The sequence below is a fragment of the Actinomycetota bacterium genome (assembly GCA_005774595.1).
Lineage (GTDB): Bacteria > Actinomycetota > Coriobacteriia > Anaerosomatales > D1FN1-002 > D1FN1-002.
The window spans coordinates 1-5,264 of sequence record VAUM01000078.1 but is presented as its reverse complement, the minus strand read 5'-3'; the positions used below and the strand labels follow the sequence as shown (position 1 = coordinate 5,264).

The following is a 5,264-nucleotide window of genomic DNA, read 5'->3' as shown; positions in this document are numbered from 1 at the left end:
GCCCCGCCCACGACGAACGCGACGTGGCTCACGCCGCCGGTCTTGAGTGCCTCGATCCGCTCCGCGAACGCCTCGCTCGACAGTTGCGCGCCACCGATCTCCAGCGCGATCACGTGCGCGCCCGCAGGCAGCGCGCGCAGGAGCGCGTCGCCCTCCTCGCGAAGCGCGCGCGCCTCGTCGCACGTCACGTCGCGGTCGGCGACCTCGACCTCGCGCACGTCGGCGTACGGGCGCAGGCGCTTCAGGTACTCGTCGGCCGCCTGACGCCACCAGCGCTCCTTCAGGCGCCCGACCGCGAGCACCGTGATCTTCACTGCGTGCGCGCCGAGTCCGAGCCGAGCGTGACGGTGATGGTGCGGCGCTCGTCCTTGCGCATGACGACCACGTCGAGCGGCTTGCCGATGCCGCCCTCGCGCACCTCGCCGAAGACGTCCTCGGAGGTCGCGACGTCACGGTCACCCACCTTGACGATCACGTCGCCGCGCGCCAGGCCGGCATCCTCGGCGGGCGAGCCGGCGACCACGAGCATGACGAGCGCGCCGCGCTCGGCCGCCAGACCGAGCGACGCGGCGCTCTCGGGCGTGACCGACTGCGTCTGCACGCCCATGTACGGGTGCTGCGCGCGGCCGGTGGCGATGAGCTGCTCGGCGACGTCGCGCGCGAAGTCGATAGGGATCGCGAACCCGATCCCCGCCGACTGCGCCGCGCCGTAGCTGCCCGTGGGCGACTCGATGAGCGTGTTGATGCCGATCACCCGGCCCGCCGCGTCGACGAGCGCGCCGCCCGAGTTGCCGGGGTTGATCGCCGCGTCGGTCTGGATGAGGTTGGTGTAGCGCGCGGCGCCACCGGCGTCGCCGGTGCGCTGCAGCGCCGAGATGATGCCGGTGGTCACGGTCTTCTCCAGCCCGAACGGGCTGCCGACCGCCATCACGAACTCCCCGACCTTCAGACCCGCGCTGCTGCCGAGGTCGGCGGCGGGCAGTCCGATGCGCTCGACCTTGATGACCGCGAGGTCCGTCAGCGGATCCGCCCCCACGACCTTCGCTTCGACCTCGTCCACGCCGATCGCCACGAAGATCCGGTCGGCTCCTTCGATGACGTGGTTGTTCGTGAGGACGTAGCCGTTGTCGCGGATGATGATCCCCGAGCCGTTGCCCGCCTGCTGGTAGCCGCGCCTGCCGGTCATCCCGTTGACGACCATCTTCTGGACGCCGACGCTGACCACCGACGGCGTGACCTTGTCGGCCACGGCGACCGCCGCGTCCTCGCTGCCGTCCGTGCGCAGCGGCGCCGACACGGGGACACTCTCGGCGGCGTCCGCGCCGGCACCAGGGCCGGACCCACCGTCCGCCTCCGCGGCCAGCGAGCGGAACGCCCACAGCGCGACGCCGGCGACGAGCGCGCCTCCGACGAGCGCGCCGATCATCGCCGCGACGACCACCGCGCAGCCCGACCAGCGCCGCACCTTCGCGGGCTCCTCGCAGGGCTCCTCCGAGTCGCCGGCGTAGTCGCACACCGGCAGCGGGCCGGCGTCCGGTGACGGAGTCACGTGCAGAGCGGGCGCGGCGTAGTAGCCGGGCGGCTGTGCGGGCGCGGGCGGCTGCGGGGCGGCGCCCTCCGGAGCAGCGGTCTCATCGGTCATCGCAGGTCACCTCGTTGCTCGGCGAAGGCCTCTCGCGCCCCGAGGATACCGCCGGCCGGCTCGCCGCGGCGCCGCGCTCCACCGCTTCTCCACGGCGCGGCCCTGGCACCCCGGCTATCCGGCCGGCGCCCCGAGCAATGCGAGCAGCGGTCCTCCGAACGCACCGAGCGCCAGCGTCGCGAGCGCGCACGCCCGCAGCGCGATCGCGCTCTCCCACGAGCGCGCCGCCGGCTCGCGCTCGGCGGCAGCCGGAGCGAGGAACGCGGGGCGCAGCACGCGGAAGTAGTAGCCCGCGGACACCGCGCTCATCGCCAGCGCGAGCACGACGAGCGCGACCTGCCCGGCACCGTACGCGGTGGAGAACAGGTACAGCTTCCCGAAGAAGCCCCACAGCGGCGGGACACCCACGAGCGACAGCAGCCACGCGGCCAGCGCCCACGCGGCCCACGGGCGCCGCGTGACGAGCCCGCTCAAGTCGCCGAGCGTGCTCCCCTCCTCAGCGGCGAGCAGCATCACCGCCATCGACGGGACGGCGTAGGCCACCGCGTACAGCACGGTGACGCCGGCCGCGGTGGCGCCCGCCGCGATGCCGAGCAACAGGTAGCCGCTGTGGGCGATGCCCGAGTACGCCATCAGCCGGCGCAGGTCGCTCTGCGGGTAGGCCGCGAGGTTGCCGAGCAGCATGGACGCGGCCGCCGCGATCGCGAACACCGCGCCGAGACCCGCCGACTGCGGGACGAGGACCGCGGCCAGGCGGACCAGCGCGACCGTGCCGGCGACCTTTGGCACGGTCGAGACGAACGCGACCGAGGCCGCGGGCGCACCGGCGTAGGCGTCGGGAGCCCAGAAGTGGAACGGCGCCGCCGACAGCTTGGCGAAGACGCCCGAGACCGCCATGACGGCGCCCACGATGCCCAACATGCCGGCGCGCGACAGGTCGATCTCCGCGTACAGCGAGGTGCCGGACGCGCCGAACAGCAGCGAGAGGCCGTAGAGCGTCACCAGCCCGGTGAGCATCGAGAGCAGGAAGTACTTGAGCGCACCTTCGAGCGCGGCCGCGTCGCGACGGCGGTAGCCCATGAGCACGTACGCGGGCATCGTCGACAGCTCCGCGGCGAGGAAGAACGTCACCAGGTCGGCCGCCGCCGCGAGCAGCATCGCGCCGCCCGCCGACAGCAGCGCCTGCGCGACCGCGACGCTGCGCGGCTCGCCGGGCATGCCGCGACCCGCGAGCCAGATGCACCACACCGCCGTCAGCGCACCGACCGCGGCGCGCCCGAACAGCGCCGTGCCCTCGAACGCGAGCATGCCGCCCAGCGCCGTCCCGCCGGCCGGCACGAGCAGCGCCGCGACGCCGGCCGCGGCGGCCACACCGGCGCCGATCCACGCGGTCGTGCGCCCCGCCCCGGGCAGGCGCCCGGTGAACAGCGCGGCGCACGCGCCGACGAGCAGCAGCAGCTCGGGAGCCAGATGTCGCAGCAGCGCCACGCTCACGCCCCCATCGCCGCGAGCAGCGCGCGGACCGCCGGGTCGACGAAGCGCAGCAGCGAGTCCCACCACACGCCGACCACGAGCGTCAGCGCGACGAGCGGCACCACGTACGCCACCTCGAACGGCGTCACGTCCGAGATGCCGGCGACCTTCGCCGACGGCGTACCGAACACGGTGCGCTGCAGCATCCAGAGCATGTAGGCCGCCGCAAGCAGCACGCCCACACCGGCGAGCACGACCAGACCCGGCCAGATCGCCGACTCCCACGCGCCCACCAGCGAGAGGAACTCGCCGACGAATCCCGACAGGCCCGGCAGCCCCAGCGACGCGAACGACGCGAAGGCGAGCAGGCCGGCGTAGACCGGCACCTTCGCCGACAGCCCCGACAGCTCGGTGATCTCGCGCGTGTGGGCGCGCTCGTAGACCATGCCGACCAGCAGGAACAGTAGGCCGGTGACGATGCCGTGGCTGAAGTTGACCGCCATGGCTCCGTCGATGCCGACGGGGTTCAGCGATGCGATGCCGAGCATCACGAAGCCCATGTGCGAGACCGACGAGTACGCCACGAGCTTCTTCAGATCCTTCTGCGCGAACGCCACCGCCGCGCCGTAGACGATCGAGATGACGGCGAGCGTGGCGAGGACCCACTGCCACGCGTGCGCCGCGCCCGGCAGCATCGGCAGGGACACGCGCAGGAAGCCGTATGTGCCCATCTTCAGCAGGATGCCCGCGAGCAGTACGGACGCGGCGGTGGGCGCCTCGACGTGCGCGTCCGGAAGCCACGTGTGCAGCGGGAACACCGGCACCTTGACGGCGAACCCGAGGAAGAACGCGGCGAACACCCAGAACTGGAACTGCGGCCCCATGCCCCGGCCCGCGTTCGTGGCGAGCACGGCCATGTCGAACGTGCCGCCGTCCGGATGCAGGTACATCGCGATGATGCCGACGAGCATGAACACCGAGCCGGCCAGCGTGTACAGGAAGAACTTCAGGGCCGCGTAGTCGCGCCGCGGGCCGCCCCACCACGCGATCAGGAAGTACATGGGCACGAGCACGAGCTCCCAGAACACGTAGAACAGCACGAAGTCCAGCGCGGCGAACACGCCGTTCATCCCGACGGCCAGCAGCATGAGCATCGCGAAGTACGACTGCGCCCGCTCGGTGACCTTCCACGACGCGAGCACGGCGATGAAGGTGAGCAGCGCCGACAGGAAGACCATCGGAGCGGAGATGCCGTCGACGCCGAGGTGGTACCGGATGCCGAACTGCGGCACCCACGAGATGCTCTCGACGAACTGGTGGCTCGACAGGTTCGGCTCGAACAGCACGAGCAGGCCGGACGCCATCAGCAGCACGGTGCCCGAGAACGCGGCCGCGACCCCGCGGGCGAACGGCGCGCGCGCCCGTGGTAGGAGCGCGCATACCACCGCGCCCGCGAGCGGCATGAAGACGATGGCTGTGAGCAGGGGGAACGTCACGGCGTACCGACTCCCTTCACGACGAGTGCCAGCAGCACGAGCAACAGCAGCGCGCCGACGGCGAACTTCTGGTAGTACGCGAGCCGGCCGGTCTGGAGGCGGCGCAACCGCTCGCCGGCCGCCCGGATCGCGGACGCGGCCCCGTTCACCGCGCCGTCGATGACGCGCCCGTCGAACCGCGCGCTGGCGCCGGACAGGCGCGCCCACGCGCGGCCGGCGCCGTTCACCGCCCCGTCGACCACGCTGCCGTCGAACGCCGCGAGCCGGTCCGCGAGCCGCGCGAACGGCCTCACGAGCAGCGCGTCGTAGGTAAGGTCGAAGTAGAAGCGCTGCTCGACGACGTGGTAGACATTGCCCAGCCTGCGCTTGAGCCGCGTCGTGTTGAGCACCGCCGACGTGCGCCCGTACGCCCACCACCCGACGAGCAGCCCCGCGGCTGCGGCGCCCACCGACGGCCCGTACACCGCCGGCTGCGGCCACTCGCCCGCATGCCCGAGCAGCCGCGCGAACGCGACCGAGCCGAAGCCGCCGACCGCGGTGACGGCGGCGAGCACCGCCATCGGCGCGAGCATGAGCGCGTTGCCCTCGTGCGCATGCTCGGTGCGCCGGAAGCCGGTGAACACGCGGAACCAGAGCCGCGCGACGTACAGGGC

General features: G+C 72.8%; 4 protein-coding genes (1 of these 4 running past the window's edge). All 4 read right to left on the bottom strand.

Translation table 11 applies throughout. From position 1 onward, the window contains the following. A protein-coding gene (locus tag FDZ70_04670) for a 23S rRNA (pseudouridine(1915)-N(3))-methyltransferase RlmH (protein ID TLM78043.1) crosses the window boundary here: on the bottom strand, positions 1-314 show its 5' portion. The gene continues 160 nt to the left of window position 1, outside the view; 314 of the gene's 474 nt are visible here — the first part of the coding sequence; its start codon is at positions 312-314; the stop codon falls past the left edge of the window. Next, entirely contained in the window at positions 311-1,642 is a 1,332-nt protein-coding gene (locus FDZ70_04665; GenBank protein TLM78042.1) for a PDZ domain-containing protein, read from the bottom strand. Before FDZ70_04665 ends, FDZ70_04670 begins: the two co-directional genes overlap by 4 nt. Before the next feature lie 114 nt (positions 1,643-1,756). After that, on the bottom strand, positions 1,757-3,136 hold the full coding sequence (locus tag FDZ70_04660; protein TLM78041.1) for an NADH-quinone oxidoreductase subunit N: 1,380 nt from the start codon (positions 3,134-3,136) through the stop codon (positions 1,757-1,759). Then, a complete protein-coding gene (locus FDZ70_04655) occupies positions 3,133-4,611 on the bottom strand; it encodes an NADH-quinone oxidoreductase subunit M (GenBank protein TLM78040.1) in 1,479 nt (492 codons plus the stop codon). Before FDZ70_04655 ends, FDZ70_04660 begins: the two co-directional genes overlap by 4 nt. Positions 4,612-5,264: the final 653 nt, after the last annotated feature.

What these genes read in the sequence shown, in the direction of transcription:
- FDZ70_04665 (TLM78042.1), bottom strand. Translation starts at nt 1,642, where the DNA reads ATGACCGATGAGACCGCTGCTCCGGAGGGCGCCGCCCCGCAGCCGCCC.